We start from the raw sequence: 18,049 nt of genomic DNA, 5'->3' as shown, positions 1-18,049 counted from the left end.
GTTGATCATGAAGTTAGCGGGCGGAAAGGCGCCGCCGGCCCCCGCTAACTTCATGGTCGACGCAACGGGAGGCGAGCGGGTCCTGCCGCGTTCCGAGGGGCGGGCGGGGGCCGGAAATCAATTCGACCCCGCTCGCCTCGCCGGTTACGTTGCGAGCTTGTTCGTGCTGCGGGGAGCCCGGGAGATCCGCGGTGCGGGCACCCCGGCAGTTCCCACGTCGAGAGCAGGTTTCGTCAATGGCATGCCGTATCAGTGAACTCGTGCTCAAGTGCCACGACCCCGAGGTGCTGGCGCGGTTCTGGTGCGAGGTCCTGGACTTCGTAGAGCTCGATCGCGAAGCGGAGGGCTGCATCGAGATCGGTCCGCGCGAAGGGTTCGGCGGCGCGCAGCCGACGATCTTCCTCATCCGCAGCGACGAGCCGAACAACGGGCATGCCCGGCTACACATCGACGTCAACCCCACCGACCGGGGTCAGGACGCCGAGCTCGAACGCCTCCTGGCCGCCGGGGCCAGACTCGTCGACATCGGTCAGCCCGCGGAGGCGGCCTGGCACGTCCTCGCTGATCCGGAAGGCAACGAGTTCTGCCTGCTCAAGCGCCGCCTCGATCCACTCTGACGGCCTTCCTCGGCGAGTCAGACGCCGAAGCCGACCCGCTGGTTGGCGGCGGTGGCAACCTGGCGGATGGCCAGGGCGGCGTCCAGGGCGGCCACGGTCGACGCCCAGCCCTTGTCCTCGGCGGAGTCGGGCAGGCCGGCGCGGTCGCGGGCCTGCTCGATGGTGTCGACGGTGAGCACGCCGTGGGCGACCGGCTTGCCCTCGTCGAGGGCGACCCGGGTCAGGCCGTCGGTGACCGAGCGGCAGACGTAGTCGAAGTGTGCGGTCGCGCCGCGTACCACCACGCCGAGGGCGACCACCACGTCGCAGCGGCGGGCGAGGGCCTGGGCCACCACCGGCAGTTCCACCGAGCCGGCCACCCGGGCCACCACCGCCCGCGCGCCGCACGCCTCGGCTGCGGCCACCGCCCGGTCCAGCATGTGGTCGGTCAGCTCACCGTGCCACCGTGCGGCGACCACGCCCACGGTCATTCCCGTCGCGTCGACCGGGGTCGTTCCCGGCTCACCGAAACCCGCCATCGTCCCTACGCTCCGATCTCGTTGCCGGCCACCGGGCGCCCCATCGGGGCCTCGGCCATCTCGTCCAGGTCAAGTAGGTGTCCCATCCGGTCCCGCTTGGTACGCAGGTAGCGGACGTTCTCCGGGTGCGGGCGTACCGGCAGGCCCTCCCGGCCGGAGACGGTGAGGCCGTAGCCCTCCAGCCCGGCCCGCTTGGCCGGGTTGTTGGTCAACAGTCGCATCGACCGCACCCCGAGGTCGTAGAGGATCTGCGCACCGGTGCCGTAGTCGCGTGCGTCGGCCGGCAGCCCGAGGTCGAGGTTCGCGTCGACCGTGTCGCGGCCCTGGTCCTGCAACTGGTACGCCTGCAGCTTGTGCAGCAGCCCGATGCCGCGGCCCTCGTGGCCGCGGACGTAGAGCACCACGCCCCGGCCCTCCCGCGCCACCCGGTCCAGCGCGGCGTTGAGTTGTGGCCCGCAGTCGCAGCGCACCGAGGCGAAGACGTCGCCGGTCAGGCACTCGGAGTGCACCCGCACCAGCACGTCCCGGCCGTCGCCGAGGTCGCCCATCACCAGGGCGATGTGCTCGGCGGAGTCGAACTCGCTGCGGTAACCCAGCGCTCGGAACACCCCGTGCTCGGTGGGCATCCGGGCGTCGGCGACCAGCTCGACCTGCTTCTCGGTACGCCGCCGGTAGGCGATCAGGTCGGCGATGGTGACCAGGGTCAGGGTGTGCTCGGCGCAGAACTTCTCCAGGTCCGGCAGCCGCATCATGGTGCCGTCGTCGTTGACCAGCTCGCAGAGCACGCCGGCCGGGCGCAGGCCGGCCAGCCGGGTCAGGTCGACGGCCGCCTCGGTGTGCCCGGGACGGCGCAGCACCCCGCCCGTACGGGCCCGCAACGGCACCACGTGCCCGGGCCGGGCGAGGTCGGCCGGCCCGGTGCCCGGGTCGGCGAGCAGCCGGATGGTGTGTGCCCGGTCGGCGGCGGAGATGCCGGTACTCACCCCCTCCCGGGCGTCGACGGTCACCGTGTACGCGGTCTGCCGACGGTCCTGGTTGGTGTGGTGCATGGGCGGCAGGTCGAGCCGGTCGCACTCGCTCTCGGTGAGCGGTACGCAGATGAAGCCCGAGGTGTGCCGCACGGTGAAGGCGAGCAGCTCCGGGGTGGCCAGCTCGGCGGCGAAGATCAGATCGCCCTCGTTCTCCCGGTCCGCGTCGTCCACCACGACGACCGGCCGGCCGGCAGCGATGTCCGCCAGCGCCTGCTCGATGCTGTCGAAGATGGTCGTCCCGCTTCGCTCGTTCATGCGACAGCCTCCGAGTAGGTGGACGGGATCGGGGCGGCCGGGCGGGTGGCCCGCGAGGTGCGCCACCAACTGGCCAGGCCCCAGACGCAGAACGCGCCGTAGACGAGGTACATGGCCGCCGACGGATAGAACCCGCCGCGCAGCAGCAGCGGCACGCCGACGGCGTCCACCGCGATCCAGATCAGCCAGAAGTCCACCCAGCCGCGGGCCATCCCGTACGTGGCCAGCAGGCTGCCGGTGAGGATCCAGGCGTCCGGCAGCGGCCCCCAGGAACCGAGCGCGCCGAGCACCGGGTAGGCCAGCGCGGTGCCCACGACGGCGGCGGCGAGCAGCCCCAGCCGCTCCCGGCCGGTGGCCCACCGGGGCGCGACGGCCGCACCGTCGGTGGCGGTGCCGAGGCGGCGGGTGCGGGACCAGCGCCACCAGCCGTAGAGGCTGACCGCGAAGAAGAACACCTGCCGACCCGCCTGCCCGTACAGGTCGTGTGCCTGTGGGGTGGCGAAGGCTCCGCCGAGGAAGACGGTGAACAGCAACGCGTTGCCGACCATGCCCACCGGCCAGGCCCAGACGATTCGGCGCAGGCCGAACAGCGCGGAGGCGAGACCGAAGACGTTGCCGACGATCTCCCGGACCAGCACCGGCGAGCCGGCGAGGTGGACCTCGGCGGTGAGCAGCCAGCCGAGCGGGCCGGTCATCACCGCACCGGGCCCGGGGCGGCGACACCGGGCAGGTCGACCGGCGGGCCGGCGTCGTCGGCCGCTCGGGCGCCGAGCAGCCGCTCGACGTACTTGGCCAGCACGTCCATCTCCAGGTTGACCGGGTCGCCCACCGCCCGGGCACCGAGGGTGGTCAGCGACAGGGTGGTGGGGATCAGGCCGACGGCGAACCAGTCCGCGCCGACCTCGGCCACGGTCAGCGACACCCCGTCGACGGTGATCGAGCCCTTTTCCACCACGTACCGGGACAGGGTGGCGGGCAGCCGGAACCGGACGGTCTCCCACCGCGCGGCGGGCTCGCGGGCGAGCACCTCGCCCACGCCGTCGACGTGCCCCTGCACCAGGTGACCGCCGAGGCGGCTGCCGAGCGCGGCGGCGCGTTCCAGGTTGACCCGGTCGCCGGCGCGCAGCGCGCCCAGCGCCGACCGGCGCAGCGTCTCGCCCATCACGTCGGCGGTGAACACCCCGCCGTCGACGTCGACCACGGTCAGGCAGACGCCGTTGACCGCGATCGAGTCGCCGTGCCGGGCGTCGGAGGTGACCAGCGGGCCACGGACCGCTACCAGGGCCGAGTCCTGCGCCGTCGGGGTCACCCCGACGACCTCGCCCAGTTCCTCGACGATGCCGGTGAACATGCCTAGCCCTCCCTCTTGCGGGGCAGCGCGGTGATCCGCAGGTCGGGGCCGACCTGCGTGACGTCGGTGATCTCCAGGTCGATGGCGTCGGTGATGGTGGTGACGCCCGCGTCGACCAGGGCGGCGGGCCCCGCGCCCAGCAGCCGGGGAGCGAGGTAGCCGACCACCCGGTCGACCAGGCCGGCGGCGAGGAACGCCCCGGCGAGCCGCGGGCCACCCTCTAGCAGGACGGCGCGCACTCCCCGACCGTGCAGGGCCGCCAGCAGTGCGAACAGGTCGACGCCGCCGTCCGGGCCGGCCCCCACCTCGGCCGCGGTGGCGATCCAGGTGCGGGCGGCGCCGTCGCGGACCTGGGCGTCGAGCGGGGTACGCCCGGCCGAGTCGACCACCACCCGCAGCGGCTGCTGGATGGCCAGGCTGCCGTCGCGCAGGTTGCGCACGGTGAGCCGGGGGTCGTCGGCGAGCACGGTGCCCACCCCGACGACCACCGCGTCGACGGTGGCGCGCAGCGCGTGCACGTCCATCCGGGCCGCCTCGGAGGTGATCCACATGCTGGTGCCGTCGGCCGCCGCGGAGCGGCCGTCGAGGGTCGCCGCGTACTTCCAGATCACGTACGGCCAGCCCCGGCGCATCGCGGTCAGCCAGGCCACGTTGCCGCTCTCCGCCTCGCTGGCGCGTACCCCTAGGTCGACCCGGACGCCGGCGGCGCGCAGCGTCGCGGCGCCGCCGGTGGCGACGGGGTTGGGATCCGGTACGGCGATGACCACCCGGGCCACGCCGGCCTGCACCAGCGCGGTGCTGCAGGGGCCGGTGCGGCCGGTGTGGTCGCACGGCTCAAGAGTGACGACCGCGGTGCCGCCCTTCGCCCGCTGGCCGGCCTGGGCCAGCGCGACGATCTCGGCGTGCGGCCCGCCGGCGTACGCGTGGAAGCCCTCGCCGACCACCTCGCCGTCGGCGTCGAGCAGCACGCAGCCGACCACCGGGTTGGGACTGGTCGTGCCGAGCCCGCGCGCCGCGAGCTCGATCGCGCGCCGCATCGCCTCGTCGACGGAGACGCTCGCCATCGCCTGCCCATGCCCTCTCGCTCGTTCGCGCGGGCGGGGCGGGAGCGCAGACAGGTCGGCGGCGGAATCCGGGTACGGCGCAGCCGCCCCGGCTGGCCGCGCGGGCACGCCGAATTCCGGCGAGCCGTACGACCCTTCCGTCCCGCGCGCTGTCTCCCATCCGGACTGTCTGGGCGCGGACGGGCCGCACCCAACCGTCGGCCCCGGATTTTCACCAGGTCCACCGGGCGGACGAACCGCTCCCGGGTCGCGGGCTTACCACGGTCGGACCGTGGATCACCGCCGGTTCGGAATTACACCGAGTCCCGCCAGCGCGTGGTGGGTACTGAGGGAAGTTTTACACGCCCTCGGGGGTGTTGGGCCACCCGGGCGAGCTACTTCACATGACGGTGATTGGGATCGGCGACCCCGCGCCGGCGATCCACCGCCACGTACGAGCCGGGTTGGCTCTTCGCCACGGTCTTCATCTCGGAGGCGACCGTCATCGCCTCCAGCGGGTCGGTGATCCGCTTGTCGGCGTCGGAGACGGTGACCCCGATGGAGAGGGTGACCAGCGCGGCTCGCCGGATGTTGCCCCGCCGGTCCTTCAGCTCCACGTAGCCGCGTTCCCGGTCGGTGTGGTCGTAGAGCGCGTCCGCGGCCTTCTCGAAGTCCATCGACACCCGCGAGGTGAGCGGCACGACCTGCTCGGGTGCGCAGACGAAGACGAAGTCGTCGCCGCCGACGTGACCGAGGAAGGCCGGCGGCAGCGCCACCGAGACCACCGCCCGGTGCAGGCAACGGGCCAGCGCGGAGATGAAGTCGTCGCCCCGGGAGAACCCGTACCGGTCGTTGACGCTCTTGAACCGGTCGATGTCGATGTAGCCGACCGCGTAGTCGGCCCCGCCGCGGACCCGGTCGGCGATCTCCCGGCGGATGCGGTTGTTGCCCGGCAGGCCGGTCAGCGGGGAGACCTCGCGGAACTCCTTGTTGCGCCGCAGGGTCGAGGTGACCCGGGCCAGCAGCTCCAGGGTGTCGAAGGGCTTGACCAGGTAGTCGTCGGCGCCGGCGCTGAGCCCGTTGACCTTGTCCTGGGTCATCCCCTTGGCGGTCAGCATGATCACCGGCAGGGCCGCGGTCATCGGGTCGGCGCGCAGCCGCCGGGTCAGTTCCAGGCCGTCCACCCGCGGCATCATCAGGTCGACCACGGCCAGGTCGGGCCGCTGCCGCTCGATCAGGTCGAGCGCCTCCTGGCCGTCGCCGGCGTGCATCACCTCGAAGCCGTGCAGCCGCAGGTTGAACTCGACGAAGCGGGCGATGTCCTCGTCGTCGTCGACGACGAGGATCACGTCCTTGCGGTCGCCGGCGGGCTCCACCTCAGACCCCGGTCGCCGCGCGCTCCGCCAGCCCGCGCAGCCGGCGTACCGCCTCGGCCGGGTCGTCCGCGCCGTAGACCGCGGTGCCCGCGACGAAGGCGTCGGCACCGGCGGCGGCGGCCTGCTCGATGGTGTCGGCGGCGATCCCCCCGTCGACCTCGATGCGCAGCTCGAGGTGGCCGGCGTCGACGTGCCGCCGTGCGGTACGGACCTTGTCCAGCAGCTGCGGGACGAACCGCTGCCCACCGAACCCGGCCTTGATGGTCATGACCAGCAGCGTGTCGAAGCTGGGCAGCAGGTCGAGGTAGGGCTCGATGGGGGTGTCCCGGTCGATCGCCAGCCCCGCCTTGGCGCCGGCTGCCCGCAGGTCCTTGGCCAGCGCCACCGGATCGTCGCACGCCTCGGCGTGGAAGGTGACGTTGTACGCCCCGGCATCGGCGTAGCCGGGTGCCCAGCGGCGCGGATCCTCGATCATCAGGTGCACGTCGAAGGGCAGCTCGGTAGCGGCCCGAAGGCTCTGCACCACGGGCAACCCGATGGTCAGGTTGGGCACGAAGTGGTTGTCCATCACGTCCACGTGCAACCAGTCCGCGGCGTTCTCGACAGCACGGACCTCTTCGGCGAGACGGGCGAAATCGGCAGCGAGGATACTTGGCGCGACGATCGGCGGCGGTACGGTCACAGGGCCAGTGTACGAACGTGGCCACCGACCGCTGACAGCACGCCACCATCCGGAACACCCCGTGACGCAGAGGTGACCAATGGTGCAGAATGGCCCCCTTCGGGCCGGCGGAACAGGCCGAAGCAGGGCCATAACTGGCCGAGCGACCGAATCGCGGCAACACTCCATCAGGGACGGTGACGGTATCGTGCAGGCCGGTGGGCACGAGGGCCGGCAGCCGGGCGACGGCTCCCGGAAAGGGCGGACGATGCGACGGTGGCTCGCAGCGCTGGCGCTGGCCGGCGTGGCGGCGATACTGCTGAGCGGCTGCGTACGCCCGGGCGGGACGGACGGCGACCTCACCGACGACTGGCCCGCGCTGCGCGTGCCGGCGATGTTCGTGCCGGCCACCGACGCCTGCCTGCCCCGGATCACCGCGGTCGTGCAGGCGAGCACCTACGAGACCGTGGACTGCGCCCGCAACCACCTGGCCGAGGCGGTCCACGTCGGCGAGTTCACCGGCCCGGAGGCCGACGGTCCACGGCCCGAACCGGGATCGGCAGCGCTGCGGACGGCCCGGGCCGAATGCGACCAGCGGGCCCGGCTGGTACTCGGCGGCGACTGGCACACCGCCCGGCTGACCCTGAACATCGCCCTGCCCTCGGTGTCGGCCTGGAACGGCGGCGCCCGGTGGTTCCGCTGCGACCTGAGCGAGACCGACAGCATCGACAACACCCGGCCGGTCAACCGCACCGGCAGCCTGCGCGGGGCCCTGATCGGCGATTCACCACTGATCCACCGCTGTTTCGACCCCAAACTCATCGGCGACAACCTCAACTACATGGCCCCGGTGCTGTGCACCGCGCCGCACCGCGCCGAGTTCGTCGGGGTGTACATCGAACGGGACGTGACCTGGGAGCAGTTCGTCGGCGCCGCCGATCTGGCACACAAGCGCTGCATGGAACTGATCGCCGCGTTCGCCGACGTGCCGAACAATCCCGAGCTGCCCTACCGCGCCGGCTCGATCTTCTATCCGCCGTCGCAGCGGGAATGGGACGAGGGCGACCGCGGGGTCCGCTGTTTCCTGTGGAGCGACGACCGCAAGCTCACCGGTTCGATGCGCGGAGTCGGCCCGCGGGGACTACCGGTGACCTGACCATCGTGCCGTATGCTGCCGCACCGAGGCGTGCCACGATCCACGGGGGCGCGGGAGCGGGCGGAGCGAGCGAACCATCAGGCGCAGTAGCAGTGGTGCCTCACGCCGCCGCCTGGCTTCGCTGACGGGCGGCGTGAGCAGGAGGTCGACGGTGATGCGACGGTGGCTGGCCGGGATCGCGTTGGGCACGGTGGCGACACTGGCGCTGGCCGGTTGCAGCAGGCCGGCCGGAACGGACGGTGACCTGGTCGACGACTGGGCACCGATGGCCGCCCCCACGGTGTTCACCCCCGAGTCGAAGACCTGCCACCCCCGGCTGCAGGAGGTCGGCTACCTGCGGGCGTACGCCCCGGTGGACTGCGAGCAACCGCACCGGGTCGAGACCCTGCACGTCGGTACGCTCACCGACGCGGGCGGCGCCAACCCGCCTGCCGCCGGCAGCGCGGGGATGCGCGCCGCGTTCGGCGAGTGCGACCGGGAGGTCCGGACCGCGCTGGGCGGCGACTGGCGCACCAGCCGGATCGGGCTGACCATCGTCTTCCCGTCGCCGCCGGCCTGGACCGGTGGCGCACGCTGGTTCCGCTGTGACGCCCACGAGACCCGCAGCCTCGACGATCCGATCCCGGAGCAGCGCGCCACCAGCCTGTCCGGCTCGCTGGCCGGGTCGTCGCCGCTGCGGCATGGTTGCTTCAACGCCAGCATCCAGGGCGACGAGGTGGCCGAGATGGTCGCCGTCAAGTGCACCACCCGACACCGGGCCGAATTCGCCGGCATCTGGCGGGCCCCGGAGTCCAGCTATTCCGCCTTCCTGAAGAACTCCGAGCGGACCCACCGGGCCTGCCGCAGCGTGATCGCCAAATTCGCCAAGCTCCCCGACGACGGCAATCTCCAGTACCGCGTCGGCACCATCGTCTACCACCCCGGACAGGACGAGTGGCGCAGCGGCAACCGGGGGGTGCAGTGCTTCCTGTGGAGCAAAGAACTCACCCGTTCGATGAAGGGCGCCGGCACCGGGGCGCTGCCGATCAACTGACCGCCCCCTTAGCCACGCCGGGTCGGACCCGAGCGCGGCAGGGCCGACGGGTGAGCCGCGGCACGGCTGGGGTCAGCCGTGCCGCGGATCGGCGTCAGCCGCGGCGCAGCACGGCGATGAACATGGCGTCGGTGCCGTGCCGGTGCGGCCACAGCTGCACCGTCGGCCCGTCGCCGAGCCCCGGCATGCCGGCGGGCAGCAGCGGCCGGGCGTCGACGAAATCCACCGACATGCCGGAGCGGCGGGCCGCCTCGGTCACCGTCACGTGGGTCTCCACGGTGTGCGGTGAGCAGGTCACGTACGCCACCACACCGCCGGGGCGGACCGCCCGCAGCCCGGCGACGAGCAACTCGCGCTGCAACCGGGTCAGCGCCGGCAGATCCGACGGCTGGCGCCGCCAGCGCGACTCCGGCCGGCGGCGCAGCGAGCCCAGCCCGGTGCACGGTGCGTCGACCAGCACCCGGTCGAAATGCTCCTCCGGCAGCTTCGGCTCGGCGCCGACCAGCCGGCCGTCGGTGTTCAGCACGGTCACCGGCAGACCCTGGGTCGCCTGGGTGACCAGCCGGGCCCGATGCTCGGCCACCTCCACCGCGGTCAGCCGCGCCCCACGCTGCGCCGCGAGCGCACCGAGCAGCCCCGACTTGCCGCCCGGCCCGGCGCACAGGTCGAGCCAGCGGCCGTCCGCGCCGTCCACCGACGCCGTGGCGAGGGCGTCCGCCACCAGCTGGGAGCCCTCGTCCTGGACGTGGGCCCGCCCGTCGGCCACCGCCGCCAGGTCGCCGGGGGCGCCGCCGCCGAGATAGACCGCGTACGGCGAGAAGGCACCCGGTGCGCCACCCACCTCGTCGGCCAGCTCGACCGGATCGGCCAGACCGGGCCGGGCGCACAGGTGCACCGGTGGCCGGACGTTGTCCTCGATCAGCAGGCGGGTGGTCTCCCCGAGGTCTCCGCCGAGCGCCTCGGAGAACGCCCGGACGATCCACTGTGGATGGCTGTAGGCCAGGGCGAGGTGACCGATCGGGTCGGTCTCCATCAACGGCGCCAGACGGGACACCCACTCGTCGGCGTCGCGGCCGGCGACCTCGCGCAGCACCGCGTTGGCGAACCCGGTGGCACCCTGCCCGACCGCCCGGACCAGGTCGACGGTCGAGGAGACCGCCGCGTGTGCCGGCACCCGGGTGTGCAGCAGCTGGTACGCACCGATCCGCAACGCGTCGCGTACCGGTGGGTCGATCCGCTGCACGTCCCGGCCGGCCGCGGAGGTGAGGATCGCGTCGAGGGTGCCGAGATGGCGCAGCGTGCCGTAGGTCAGCTCGGTGGCGAAGGCCGCGTCCCGACCGGTCAGCCCCTCCTCCCGCAGGATCGCCGGCAGCACCAGGTTGGCGTACGCGTCGTCCCGGTGCACCGCCGCGACGGCCTCGTACGCGGCATACCGCGGTCGGTCCATCGCCGGGCGCGCCACGCGCGGGCCCCGGCGGTCGAACCCCCGCCGAGGAGCGGTGTCCCTCACGCGAACTCCTCCCCCGCGCTGACCCGGGCGCCGCGCGCCCAGTCGGTCGCCGCCATGGCCCGCTTGCCCGCCGCCCGCACCTCGCCGAGCCGGACCGGGACGGTGGCCGTGCCGGCCACCACCCGGGCCTTCTCCACCAGCAGCTCGCCGGGCTTGAGGGCCGGGGCGTCGGGGGCCGGGGTGACCGTGCCGAGCTTCACCCGCTCGCCACGGAACGTCGTCCACGGGCCGGGCGCCGGGGTGCAGGCACGGATCCGGCGGTCCACCGCGAAGGCCGGGTCGGCCCAGCGAACCCGAGCGTCCTCGACGGTCAGCTTCGGTGCCAGCGACACCCCGTCGGCGGGCTGCGGCTCGGCCCGGGCGGTGCCGTCCGCCAGCGCGTCGAGGACCGCCACCAGCAGCCCGGCACCCGTGTGCGCGAGCCGCTCCAGCAGGTCGCCGGAGGTGTCGGCGGGCCGGATCTCGTCGGTCAACGTGCCGTAGACCGGCCCGGTGTCCAGCCCCTCCTCCAACTGGAAGACGCTGGCCCCGGTCAGCTCGTCACCGTGCAGCACGGCGTGCTGCACGGGTGCGGCGCCGCGCCACGCGGGCAGCAGCGAGAAGTGCAGGTTCACCCAGCCGTGCCGAGGGATCGCGAGCGCTACCGGCGGCACCAACGCGCCGTAGGCGACCACCGGCACGCAGTCGGGTGCCAGCTCACGCAGCCGGTCCAGGAACTCCGGCTCGCGCGGACGGGCCGGGGTGAGCACCTCGATGCCACGTTCGTCGGCCCAGGCCCCGACCGGGGACCGGACCAGGCCCCGGCCCCGCCCGGCGGGCGCGTCCGGTCGGGTGACCACGGCGACCAGCTCGTGCCGGGAAGCCGCCACGGCGGCCAGTGCGGGAACGGCGACGGCCGGCGTACCGGCGAAGATCACACGCACCGGGTCACCGCCCCAGACCGAAGGGGCTGCCGGCGGCGTGCGGGCTCAGCTTGACCGTGGGCGGGGCGGCGACGTCGTACCACTCGGCCTGCCGGATCGCCTTCATCGCCTCCTTGCGGCCCGCCGGATCCAGCCGGTCGATGAACAGCACCCCGTCGAGGTGGTCGGTCTCGTGCTGCACGCAGCGCGCCATCAGGCCGGTGCCGACGATCTGCATCGGGTCGCCATAGCCGTTGAAGCCCTTGGCGATCACGTTCTGCCGGCGCTTCGTGTCGAAGTACAAACCGGGGATGGACAGGCAGCCCTCCGGGCCGTCCTGCTCCTCGGCGTCCGGAAACTCCAGCACCGGGTTCACCAGGTGCCCGACCACGTCGTCCACGTCGAAGGCGAACACCCGCAGGCCGACGCCGAGTTGCGGCGCGGCGAGACCCGCGCCGTTCTGCTCACGCATGGTGTCGGTCAGGTCGGCGATGAGCTTGCGCAGCTCGGCGTCGAAGTCGACCACCGGATCGGCCGGCGTGCGCAGCACCGGATCCCCGAACAGACGGATGGGCTGGACGGTCACGCGGGTCGACTCCTTAGCGGTGGGACAGGGCCGTGCCGTACCAGTCTACGGAGTGCCCGGAGCCGTCCCGGCCGGCGCACCATGATCAGCGGCCGGGGCCGGCTCACCGACGGTGACCGGAAGGCTGTCGTACCCACGCAGGGTCAACCGGCTCCGCCGCCGGGGCGTGCCCGCCGGGGCCAGCCCGGGCAGCCGGCGCAGCAGCAACGGGACGGCGACCTGCGCCTCCAGCCGAGCCAGCCCGGCGCCGAGACAGTAGTGCGGGCCGGCGCCGAAGGAGAGCGGGGCCAGCTGCGCCCGCCACGGGTCGAAGCGCTCCGGCGTCGGGTAGCGCCGAGGGTCACGGTTGGCCGCGCCGAGCAGCAACAGGATCCAACTGCCGGCGACCAGCTCGGCCCCACCGACCCGGACCGTCTCGCTGCTGGTCCGGGTGGTCAGCTGCACCGGCGAGTCGAAACGGAGCAGTTCGTCCACGTACGCCGGGGCGTGCTCCGGATGCCGGCGCAGCACGTCGGCCGCCCCGGGATGCGCCAACAGCACCGCGAGGCCGTTGCCCAGCAGGTTGGTGGTGGTCTCGAAGCCCGCGACGAGCAGGATCACCAGGTTGGCCAGCAGTTCCTCGCCGGAGAGCCGGTCGCCGGCGTCGTGCGCCTGCACCAGGGCGGTGGTCAGGTCGTCGGCCGGCCGCCGCCGCCGGGCGGCCACCAGCTCGGTGAAGTAGCCGCGCAGCTCGGTGGCACCGGCGTCGGCCACGGCCAGTTCCGCCGGGGTGATCTCCGGCTCCAGGATGCCGGTCAGGTCGGCCGCCCAGCGCCGGAACAGCGGGCGGTCGGCGGTGGGCACGCCGAGCAGCGCGCAGATCACCCCGACCGGCAACGGATAGGCGAACTCGGCCATGAAGTCGACCGGGGTGCCGTCCCGGCCGGCCGCCGCCATCATGTCGACCAGCTCGTCGGCCTGCGCGGTCACCACGTCCCGCATCGCGGCGATCCGGCGCGGGGTGAAGGCTCCGGCGGCGAGCCGGCGCATCCGGCTGTGATCGGGAGGATTGGTGCGCAGCATCGACCGGGCGATCGACGACACGGCGGGGCTGTCCCGCCAGGCCGGCAGGAGATCGTCACGCAGGTGGTCGTCCAGCACCTGGACGCGGGCGTCCCGGAGCAGCTCGTCGGCCTCGGCGTAGCCGGTGACCACGTACATGTTCGGACCGGCCTGGACCACCGGCCCGTGGCCACGCAGCCGTTCGTACACCGGGTACGGGTCGACCCGACCTTGCGGGGACATGAGCACAGCGAGCGCCTCGGCGACATCCACGGTGGCCTCCTCGGTGACCCGGAGGCTCCATCATGCCCGCGCGACACCAGCACGGCTGTCCGTGCGACCGGCCAAGGGTCGCGCCGGCCGTGGCGGCAAGGGCCTCAGCCTGCGGTGCCGGACTCCCCCGCCAGCACCGCGTCGCCGGCGAGCAGCGCGTGCTCCGGCAGCGGCAGCCGGATGTCGTGGGCCGCCTCCCAGTCGTGGATCAGGCTGGGGCGGGCCTGCGCGGCGAAGTAGTCGATCGCGCTCATCCCGCCCACCACCGGCTCGTCGACCTCGGCGACCAGCCGGCCGGGCACCAGCCGGAACCCGTTGCGCAGCGCCGCGCTGAGCCGGCGGTGCCCGTCGACCACGAAGAAGTACTCGCCGGTGAAGCCGATCTCCAGCGGTTCCAGCCCCGTCTCGCCGGCCGCGGCGACCTCGCCGACGAACGTCGAGTCCCAGAGCCCGCGCAGGCCCGCGCTGTCCTCGGTCGGGTAGACCCGCGCCGGGTCGAGCAGCAGCAGCGGCGGCGCGCCGCGCAGCACGGCGGGGGCGAGTCGGCCCTCGTACGCGTCGACGATGCGCTCGATCACCTCGTCGGCCGATGCCCGGGTGGTGTCGCAGATCAGGTCGTAGTTGCGCAGCCGGGCCTTGTCGACGCCGTACCGGATCAGGAACCGGCCGCGCTCGCTCTCGCTGCGCTCCCTGAGCTTGGCCTTGGCCTCCTCCTGGGAGACGTAGCTCTCCGCCGGGCCGGAGGGGCGCAGCAGCACCCGGCGGGCCGCCTCACCCGGCTCGGTGATCATGTGCACCTTGAGCGCGTCGGTAAAGAAATGCCAGGCCAGCCGGGAATCCATGACGAGGCTCTCGCCGGAGGCGGCGATGTCGCGCTGGAGCTGGTCGACGTAACCGTCGACGGCCTGGTCCAGCTCGGCGTGCAGGTTGAGCTGAAGCGCGGTCATCTGCCGTTCCTGGGCCATCTGCCGGTAGAGGTCACCGACACTGACCCGGCGCAGCCCGAGCCGCTCGGCGATCACCACCGAGACGGTGCTCTTGCCGCTGCCCAGGTCACCGTTGAAGACGATCGACTGACGAACGGTCACGACTGGCCACCCCTGCTCACCGGCTGATTGAGATCGTCGATATCGCGCCAGACCCACGCGGTCCCGCCGCCCTGCGACAACTCCAGCTCAGCGCGTCTGGCGCCGCGCCGCGACCTGCAGCCGTCGTGCGCCCCGGCATGACGGGCGATGCTATCACCTTTGCCGCGGCACCCCCGATGACGCGGCCCTGGGTGGGCGCGCCGACACAAGACGTCACGGGAGCGTCGCATATGGCGACGTATCGGGTAATGATCGACACCCACCGTCACCGAACGGCGTCAGAACAGCGCGAGCGGATCGACCTGAAGGCGGACCGGGTCGGCCGCCTTGCGGGCGCTACGCACGCCCGCCGCCATGTGCAACGCCTCGGCCAGCGCCGCCGCCCGCGCCCGGGGCACCCGTACCAGCATCCGTTCCCGCTCCCCGTCGGCCGGCACCGGGCCGAGCAGTTCCGCCCCGTCGGGCAGCCGCGTCTGCGCCAACAGGTCGGCCACCGCGGCCGGCGAACCGGTCACGCTGGCCATCCGTACCGCCGGCGGGAAGCCCAGCTCCCGGCGCTCGGCCAGCTCACGGGCGGCGAACCAACCCGGATCCCAACGCAGCAGCGCCTGCACCGGGGCGAGCGCGCCGTCGGCGACCACCACCACCCGGCCGCCCGCCGCGGCCGGCCGGGCCAGCGCCGCCGCCGCCGACCAGCGGCGCAACGCTTCCTCGCCGGCCCGCAGGTCGGCCCGGGTCAGCATCGCCCAGGTGTCCAGCAGCAGCACCGCGCCGTAGCCGCCGGCGGCGACCGGTTCGGCGCCCGGCGTGGAGATCACCAGGCCGGCGCCGGCGGGGATGTCCGCCAGCACCTCCTCCCGCCCGGAAGTGCGCACCGGCACACCGGGGAAGGCCCGGCCCAGCTCCTCGGCGGTACGCCGGGCGCCGGTGACCGAGGCACGCAACCGCCGCCCACCACACTCCGGGCAGGCGTACGCGGCGGCGACCCGGCCGCACCAGCGGCAGGCCGGGGCCCCGCCGGCCGAGGGCAGCGCGAGCGGGCCGGCGCAGTGCGGGCAGCGGGCCGGGGTACGGCAGTCGGCGCAGGCCACCGAGGGCAGGTAGCCCCGGCGGGGCACCTGGACCAGGACCGGCAGCTCCGCCCGCAGCGCCTCCCGGGCGGCGGCCCAGGCCAGGCTCGGCAGCCGCGCGGTGGCGGCGCCCGGATCGCGGGCCAGTTGGGGATCGTCGCCGGTCGGCGCGACGGCGGGGGCCCGGGCCCGCAGCACGGCCCGGTCGGCCACCACCTCGCGGGCCCAGCCGGTCTCCACCAACAGCTGCGCCTCGGAGGTACGGGCGTAGCCGCCGACCAGCGCCGCGGCGTCGGCGAGCTGGGCCCGGGTGAGCAGCACCTCACGGGCGTGCGGGTACGGGGCCCGCGGCTCGGCGTGCAGGTCGTCGCCGTCGTCCCAGATGGCCACCAGACCCAGCCGGTCGACCGGGGCGAACATGGCCGCCCGGGTGCCGATCACCACCGGCGCCTCGGCCCGGCGGGCGGCGAGGAAGGCGCGGTAGCGCCGTGCGGGCCCGAGCGCCGCGGACAGGCACACGTGCCGGCCAGGTCCGAGGGTCGCGGTCAGCGCGGCGTCGAGCCGGTCCAGGTCCCGCCCGTCGGCGACCACCACCAGGGCACCCCGCCCGCCGGCCACGGTGGCGGCGACCGCGGTGGCGTAGCGGGCCGCCCAGTCCTCCCCGGGCAGCGCGGACCACACGGCCCGCGGTGGGCGGCCGGCGGTGAGCGCCCGCAGCAGCGCCGGCCCGGCCGGATAGTCCCGCCACCCGCCCGGCTCCGGCAGCGCCGGCCGGTCGCCCGACTCGGCCCCGGCAGCGGCGTTGCCGTCCGGTCCGGTCCCGGCCGCCTTGCCGATCGCCGTCGGGGCCGTGCCGTCCGGTTCGGCCAACGCGGTGGGCTCGCCCGACGCGGCCGAGGTCTCCTCGGACGCAGCGGCCGTCTCCTCGGACGCAGCGGCGTGGGCGAGGACGTCCTTCTCGACCCGGGCGTGCCGCGGTGGGACCGCCAGGCGCAGCACGTCGGCCAGGCTGCCGGCGTACCGGTCGGCGACCACCCGGGCCAGCCGGGCCACCTCGGGGGCGAGCACCGGCACCGGCGAGACCACCCGGTCCAGGTACGCCAGCCGCGGGTGGTCGGAGCGCTCGGCCCGCTCCAGCAACCACCCGTCGACGAGTTGGCCGGCGAACCGCACCTTCACCCGGACACCGGGCACCGCGTCGGCGGCCAGCGCCTGCGGGACCAGGTAGTCGAAGGGGCGGTCCAGGTGGGCCAGCGGCACGTCGACGCAGACACGAGCGACCGGCGACCCGTCAGCGGGCCGCCGGTCGTCACGCCTGGTGCCGGTCAGGCTCCCGCGGCCGACTTGAGGTCGGCGGCCCGGTCGGTGCTCTCCCAGGTAAGGTCCGGCAGCTCGCGGCCGAAGTGGCCGTACGCGGCGGTCTGGGCGTAGATCGGGCGCAGCAGGTGCAGGTCCCGGATGATGGCGGCCGGACGCAGGTCGAAGATCTCGGTGACCGCCTTCTCGATCGAGGTGACCGGCACGGTCTCGGTGCCGAACGTCTCGATGAACAGGCTCACCGGGTGCGCCTTGCCGATCGCGTACGCGACCTGCACCTCGCAGCGCTCGGCCAGGCCGGCGGCGACGACGTTCTTGGCCACCCACCGCATGGCGTACGCGGCGGACCGGTCCACCTTCGACGGGTCCTTGCCGGAGAAGGCCCCACCGCCGTGCCGGGCGTAGCCGCCGTAGGTGTCGACGATGATCTTCCGCCCGGTGAGGCCGGCGTCACCCATCGGGCCACCGATCTCGAAGCGGCCGGTCGGGTTGACCAGGAGCCGGTAGCCGTCGGTGTCCAGGCCGAGGCTCTCCAGCTCGGGCGCGATGACGTGGTCGCGCACGTCCGGGGTGAGCAACGAGTCCAGCGAGATGTCCGCGGCGTGCTGGCTGGACACGACCACGGTGTTGAGCCGGACCGGACGCAGTCCGTCGTACTCGATGGTGACCTGGGTCTTGCCGTCGGGCCGCAGGTACGGCACGGTGCCGTCCTTGCGGACCGCGGCGAGCCGGCGGGCCAGCCGGTGCGCGAGCGCGATGGGCAGCGGCATCAGCTCGGGCGTCTCCGAGCAGGCGAAGCCGAACATCATGCCCTGGTCGCCGGCGCCCTGCGCGTCCAGCGCGCTCTCCGACGCGCCGGTACGCAGCTCGAAGGCGTTGTCGACGCCCTGGGCGATGTCCGGCGACTGGGAGCCGATGGAGACGCTGACGCCGCACGAGGCGCCGTCGAAGCCCTTCTTGGACGAGTCGTAGCCGATCCCGAGGATGGTCTCGCGCACGATCGTCGGGATGTCGGCGTACGCCTTGGTGGTCACCTCGCCGGCGACGTGGACCTGGCCGGTGGTGATGAGGGTCTCCACCGCGACGCGGCTGTGCGGGTCCTGGCTGAGCAGGGCGTCGAGGATGCCGTCGCTGATCTGGTCGGCGATCTTGTCCGGGTGGCCTTCCGTGACCGATTCGGACGTGAAGAGGCGGCGTGTCACGGCACTCCTAGGTTTTTTG

General features: G+C 73.7%; 18 protein-coding genes and 1 riboswitch. Of the genes, 4 read left to right on the top strand and 14 right to left on the bottom strand.

Features of this window, described 5'->3' with window-relative positions; genetic code table 11:
* Positions 1 to 256: hypothetical protein (locus C1I95_RS36275; protein WP_233513454.1), on the top strand; the 256-nt coding region annotated here is incomplete at its 5' end.
* A complete protein-coding gene (locus C1I95_RS10140; RefSeq protein WP_111213533.1) occupies positions 237 to 617 on the top strand; it encodes a VOC family protein in 381 nt (126 codons plus the stop codon). The genes C1I95_RS36275 and C1I95_RS10140, both read left to right, overlap by 20 nt.
* 17 nt (positions 618 to 634) lie before the next feature.
* Here the strand turns inward: C1I95_RS10140 and ribH are convergent, their stop codons facing one another.
* From ribH to rpe, 7 genes are all read right to left on the bottom strand, one after another.
* The gene (ribH, locus tag C1I95_RS10135) at positions 635 to 1,135 is read right to left on the bottom strand and encodes a 6,7-dimethyl-8-ribityllumazine synthase (RefSeq protein WP_111213532.1); all 501 of its coding nucleotides are present in this window, start codon (positions 1,133 to 1,135) and stop codon (positions 635 to 637) included.
* A 5-nt stretch (positions 1,136 to 1,140) separates the two neighbouring features.
* Positions 1,141 to 2,421: a bifunctional 3,4-dihydroxy-2-butanone-4-phosphate synthase/GTP cyclohydrolase II gene (locus C1I95_RS10130; RefSeq protein WP_111213531.1), complete on the bottom strand. Its 1,281-nt coding sequence runs from the start codon at positions 2,419 to 2,421 to the stop codon at positions 1,141 to 1,143.
* Positions 2,418 to 3,116: a nicotinamide riboside transporter PnuC gene (gene pnuC / locus C1I95_RS10125; protein ID WP_111213535.1), complete on the bottom strand. Its 699-nt coding sequence runs from the start codon at positions 3,114 to 3,116 to the stop codon at positions 2,418 to 2,420. The genes C1I95_RS10130 and pnuC overlap by 4 nt, the downstream gene beginning before the upstream one ends.
* Positions 3,116 to 3,772, bottom strand: a complete 657-nt coding sequence (locus C1I95_RS10120; RefSeq protein WP_111213530.1) for a riboflavin synthase — start codon at positions 3,770 to 3,772, stop codon at positions 3,116 to 3,118. The genes pnuC and C1I95_RS10120 overlap by 1 nt, the downstream gene beginning before the upstream one ends.
* A gap of 2 nt (positions 3,773 to 3,774) precedes the next feature.
* A complete protein-coding gene (ribD, locus tag C1I95_RS10115; protein WP_111213529.1) occupies positions 3,775 to 4,836 on the bottom strand; it encodes a bifunctional diaminohydroxyphosphoribosylaminopyrimidine deaminase/5-amino-6-(5-phosphoribosylamino)uracil reductase RibD in 1,062 nt (353 codons plus the stop codon).
* A 144-nt stretch (positions 4,837 to 4,980) separates the two neighbouring features.
* Positions 4,981 to 5,153, bottom strand: a riboswitch (FMN riboswitch).
* A 57-nt stretch (positions 5,154 to 5,210) separates the two neighbouring features.
* Positions 5,211 to 6,191 carry a GGDEF domain-containing response regulator gene (locus tag C1I95_RS10110; protein WP_111213528.1) on the bottom strand — a complete coding sequence of 327 codons (981 nt, stop codon included), beginning with the start codon at positions 6,189 to 6,191 and terminating at the stop codon, positions 5,211 to 5,213.
* Position 6,192: 1 nt separating this feature from the next.
* Positions 6,193 to 6,873, bottom strand: coding sequence for a ribulose-phosphate 3-epimerase (rpe, locus tag C1I95_RS10105; RefSeq protein ID WP_111213527.1), 681 nt, complete (start codon positions 6,871 to 6,873; stop codon positions 6,193 to 6,195).
* A 247-nt stretch (positions 6,874 to 7,120) separates the two neighbouring features.
* On the opposite strand from rpe, the gene C1I95_RS10100 reads away from it, so the two are divergent.
* Positions 7,121 to 8,008, top strand: a complete 888-nt coding sequence (locus C1I95_RS10100; RefSeq protein WP_111213526.1) for a septum formation family protein — start codon at positions 7,121 to 7,123, stop codon at positions 8,006 to 8,008.
* Between the two features lie 154 nt (positions 8,009 to 8,162).
* Positions 8,163 to 9,041 carry a septum formation family protein gene (locus C1I95_RS10095; RefSeq protein ID WP_111213525.1) on the top strand — a complete coding sequence of 293 codons (879 nt, stop codon included), beginning with the start codon at positions 8,163 to 8,165 and terminating at the stop codon, positions 9,039 to 9,041.
* A 94-nt stretch (positions 9,042 to 9,135) separates the two neighbouring features.
* On the opposite strand, the gene C1I95_RS10090 is transcribed toward C1I95_RS10095, so the two are convergent.
* From C1I95_RS10090 to metK, 7 genes are all read right to left on the bottom strand, one after another.
* Positions 9,136 to 10,488 carry an RsmB/NOP family class I SAM-dependent RNA methyltransferase gene (locus tag C1I95_RS10090; RefSeq protein ID WP_111213524.1) on the bottom strand — a complete coding sequence of 451 codons (1,353 nt, stop codon included), beginning with the start codon at positions 10,486 to 10,488 and terminating at the stop codon, positions 9,136 to 9,138.
* A gap of 59 nt (positions 10,489 to 10,547) precedes the next feature.
* Positions 10,548 to 11,474, bottom strand: coding sequence for a methionyl-tRNA formyltransferase (gene fmt / locus C1I95_RS10085; protein WP_111213523.1), 927 nt, complete (start codon positions 11,472 to 11,474; stop codon positions 10,548 to 10,550).
* Between the two features lie 4 nt (positions 11,475 to 11,478).
* Positions 11,479 to 12,039 carry a peptide deformylase gene (gene def, locus C1I95_RS10080; protein WP_111213522.1) on the bottom strand — a complete coding sequence of 187 codons (561 nt, stop codon included), beginning with the start codon at positions 12,037 to 12,039 and terminating at the stop codon, positions 11,479 to 11,481.
* A 45-nt stretch (positions 12,040 to 12,084) separates the two neighbouring features.
* Complete coding sequence (locus C1I95_RS10075; RefSeq protein WP_111213521.1) at positions 12,085 to 13,353, bottom strand: cytochrome P450; 1,269 nt, start codon at positions 13,351 to 13,353, stop codon at positions 12,085 to 12,087.
* Between the two features lie 104 nt (positions 13,354 to 13,457).
* A complete protein-coding gene (locus C1I95_RS10070) occupies positions 13,458 to 14,441 on the bottom strand; it encodes an AAA family ATPase (protein ID WP_111213520.1) in 984 nt (327 codons plus the stop codon).
* A gap of 278 nt (positions 14,442 to 14,719) precedes the next feature.
* Positions 14,720 to 16,771 carry a primosomal protein N' gene (locus C1I95_RS10065; protein WP_158566347.1) on the bottom strand — a complete coding sequence of 684 codons (2,052 nt, stop codon included), beginning with the start codon at positions 16,769 to 16,771 and terminating at the stop codon, positions 14,720 to 14,722.
* A gap of 65 nt (positions 16,772 to 16,836) precedes the next feature.
* Positions 16,837 to 18,030 carry a methionine adenosyltransferase gene (gene metK / locus C1I95_RS10060; protein ID WP_111213519.1) on the bottom strand — a complete coding sequence of 398 codons (1,194 nt, stop codon included), beginning with the start codon at positions 18,028 to 18,030 and terminating at the stop codon, positions 16,837 to 16,839.
* Between the last annotated feature and the right edge of the window lie 19 nt (positions 18,031 to 18,049).

Source organism: Micromonospora craterilacus (assembly GCF_003236315.1).
GTDB lineage: Bacteria > Actinomycetota > Actinomycetes > Mycobacteriales > Micromonosporaceae > Micromonospora > Micromonospora craterilacus.
Note: the sequence above shows the minus strand (reverse complement) of the source record. Positions and strands in the feature narration are given on the sequence as shown.

Bases quoted from the DNA above. Each gene is read 5' to 3' on its own strand.
- C1I95_RS10095 (WP_111213525.1), top strand. From the start codon at position 8,163: ATGCGACGGTGGCTGGCCGGGATCGCGTTGGGCACGGTGGCGACACTG.
- ribH (WP_111213532.1), bottom strand. From the start codon at position 1,135: ATGGCGGGTTTCGGTGAGCCGGGAACGACCCCGGTCGACGCGACGGGA.
- C1I95_RS10100 (WP_111213526.1), top strand. From the start codon at position 7,121: ATGCGACGGTGGCTCGCAGCGCTGGCGCTGGCCGGCGTGGCGGCGATA.
- C1I95_RS10140 (WP_111213533.1), top strand. From the start codon at position 237: ATGGCATGCCGTATCAGTGAACTCGTGCTCAAGTGCCACGACCCCGAG.
- C1I95_RS10120 (WP_111213530.1), bottom strand. From the start codon at position 3,772: ATGTTCACCGGCATCGTCGAGGAACTGGGCGAGGTCGTCGGGGTGACC.
- C1I95_RS10090 (WP_111213524.1), bottom strand. From the start codon at position 10,488: ATGGACCGACCGCGGTATGCCGCGTACGAGGCCGTCGCGGCGGTGCAC.
- pnuC (WP_111213535.1), bottom strand. From the start codon at position 3,116: ATGACCGGCCCGCTCGGCTGGCTGCTCACCGCCGAGGTCCACCTCGCC.
- C1I95_RS10130 (WP_111213531.1), bottom strand. From the start codon at position 2,421: ATGAACGAGCGAAGCGGGACGACCATCTTCGACAGCATCGAGCAGGCG.
- ribD (WP_111213529.1), bottom strand. From the start codon at position 4,836: ATGGCGAGCGTCTCCGTCGACGAGGCGATGCGGCGCGCGATCGAGCTC.